Source organism: Flavobacterium sp. (genome assembly GCF_035760125.1).
Classification (GTDB): Bacteria; Bacteroidota; Bacteroidia; order Flavobacteriales; family Flavobacteriaceae; genus Flavobacterium.
Genome location: NZ_DASTTN010000137.1, coordinates 1 through 2888, shown reverse-complemented (window position 1 = coordinate 2888; position 2888 = coordinate 1). Strand labels below are relative to the sequence as shown.

At 31.9% G+C, this 2888-nt stretch carries 1 protein-coding gene and 1 pseudogene; both read left to right on the top strand.

The features are described 5' to 3' along the window. Window positions 1-167 precede the first annotated feature (167 nt). Window positions 168-2600, top strand: coding sequence for a histidine kinase dimerization/phosphoacceptor domain -containing protein (locus VFS71_RS05475; protein WP_326399846.1), 2433 nt, complete (start codon window positions 168-170; stop codon window positions 2598-2600). Between the two features lie 96 nt (window positions 2601-2696). Continuing rightward, window positions 2697-2888, top strand: a pseudogene (locus tag VFS71_RS05470) (hypothetical protein); the annotation flags it as partial.

Here is a 2888-nt window from a genome sequence, read left to right as displayed (position 1 = left end):
TTAGTTATTAAAAATCAAACTAAAAACCCTAAAGGTATAAAACGACAATAACATCATTATTTTTTCGGCAATATCAAATTGCAGTCTTTTTACTGAGATAAATTAAAATTAAAAACTTAATTTTATCTATATAATTACAATACAGCAGATTATACAAAAAAACTTTTATGATAAAATCACTACTTCTGTATTTGGCTTTCGCTGTATCTATTGGAGGTTTTTGCCAACCCCCTCCACTCAAAGTTTACGACATTAAAAAAAAACGATTATTAGTCAAAATAACCGGTGTCTATATATATTCAATTAATCAAGGAAATATAGATATTGACAGTGCCATGGTATTGGCCTGTTCTGCAAATAAAATACCGATATCATTATCCTATGACGAGGGTTATAATGACGGAAAATATTTGCTGGAAAGTGAAATGGTGGATAACAATAATATAACTGCAGCACTAAAAATACTTTCAAAATCACAAAAAACAGATCGGATAAAGTTATTATTACAACTAGGCAGTCATTACCTTTTTAAACCAGGAAGCAAAAAAGAAGACCTTCAAAATGCTTTGCTTTATATAAAACAGGCTGTCGAACTGAGCAATCAGCTCAAAATACAAAAATGGCAACAACAAAGCAATATGCTGCTAGGTAAATATTATTTTCAAGCAGGCAATATGACCGAGAGTCTGGCCATTTTTTCGGCGGTTACAAAAAATTGTCGAAAACTGAACAATAAAAAAGCTTTGGCGGAAGCAATAGAAAATCAAGGAACTTATCTTTTGGATAACAATCCTGAGAAAGAAAAACTCTTGACCGAGGCAATGCTTCTATATAAAGAAACGGGAGAAAAGGAAAAAGAAGCAGAAACCTTAATGAAACTCGTTACAGTACATTTCTGGACTGGAAACCTGCCACTTGCCAAAAAAGAATCTATTCAAGCCTATAATTTTCTAAAAAAAATAGGTTTTAGACATACTCATTACAACGCTTCAACCATTTCGTATGTTGACATAGTCGTAAAAAATCCTAAAGAAGCCTTATTTTATGCATTTGATGCTGTAAAAACTATGGAAGCCACAAAAGATTATATTATGGCTGAAAATTTTTATATGCGATTAGGCAATGTTTACGCTCAAATGGGACATTTTGAGGAGGCAATACCCTTGTTAAAAAAAAGTATTGAAATGGGGCAAAAAGACCCAAGCAATAGGAGCTGGTATAAAAGTTTTATAAGCTACATAACTGTTTTGTCAGAGCTTGGAAGGTATAAAGAAGCACTTGATTATTTAAAAAAGACAACAGACAAATATCCTCCTGATAATATATTAGACAAAATATTTTTAGCTAATAATACAGCTATATGTTACGTCAGAACTGGCAATATTAAACTTGCTGAACAAAATTTTCAAATTGTAGAAAAGTATGCCCCACAAATAATTAATCCGCAAACAGCGCTTAGCACATCCAACATTTATTCAGACATGTCATTGTTTTATGCCAAAATAGGCAATGGTTCTAAAGCCAAATTGTTTACAGACAAAGCAACTGAAATCAAACATAAGTACAACCTCAGATCTGGCTATCCTATTCTTGACCTTTCTCTTTTCAAAATTGATTCCCTTTCCGGAAAATACTTATCAGCGATTGCACATTATCAAAAGTATAAAAAAGGCAACGATTCACTGGTAAATTATTCCCAAAGCAAAGAAATTGAAGAGTTACGATTTAAATATGAAACGGCAAAAAAAGAACAGAATATTAAATCATTACAGACACAAACCAAACTGCAGGAAGGAAAATTAAAGGAATCCAAACTCTTAATCAAATTGTCAATTGGATCGCTTCTGTTATTACTTATAATTATTGGATTACTGTACAATCTGTATCGGGTGAAACAAAAAAACAATAAAAAGCTGGAGATTAAAGAAAAAGAAATCAGCCTGAAAAACACCAATCTACAGCATTTGTTGGATGAAAAGGAATGGCTGATGAAAGAAATTCATCATAGAGTAAAAAACAACCTGCAAACGGTAATTAGTTTATTGAATTCCCAATCTGCTTATGTTGACAATGATATGGCTCGTTCTACAATTAAAAGCAGCCAGCATCGTATCCACGCTATGTCGCTAATACATCAAAAGCTGTATATGTCCGAGAATATTTCAACTATCAATATGCCTATTTACATCAAAGAATTGGTTGAATATTTAAAAGATTCATTCCAATTAAAACAACGCGTTCGTTTCGAAATAGATATAGAACAACTGGAATTAGACGTTGTACAAGCTGTTCCATTGGGATTAATTATAAACGAAGCCGTTACCAACTCCATAAAATATGCGTTCCCGAATGATCAAGATGGGCTCATTTCCATAACATTGGTTTCAACGGATGCAAATCATTATTTACTGAGCATTCAAGACAACGGAATTGGAATTCCTGTTACCTTTAAAGAGAAAACCAATTCATTCGGAATGAGTTTGATCAAAGGATTAAGCGATGATTTAGAAGGAACTTTTTCCATTGAGAACAACAATGGTACTTTGTTAAAACTTAATTTTGAAAAAATTATTTTAGACAAGCAAAACAAAAAAATATAATTAATTATAAAACAATGGATTGACAAAGTCTTTCTTGTCCTAGATTATGATTTATTAATTAATTGTGATCTAATTTTGTTTTTAAATTATGAAGCAATGAAAAAACTAGAATTTTTAATACTCGGGAAAAACGAACCTATCCTAGAGATTGTGGTTCGTCTTGTGAATGCAAATGAAGATTGGCATGCAGTAGGTTTTAGTGACGAAGAAAAAGCCAAAGACTATTTTAAACAGAACCTTCTGGATATTGTTCTATTGAGCTCAGGCATTGAAGCAGAAACAGAAAAA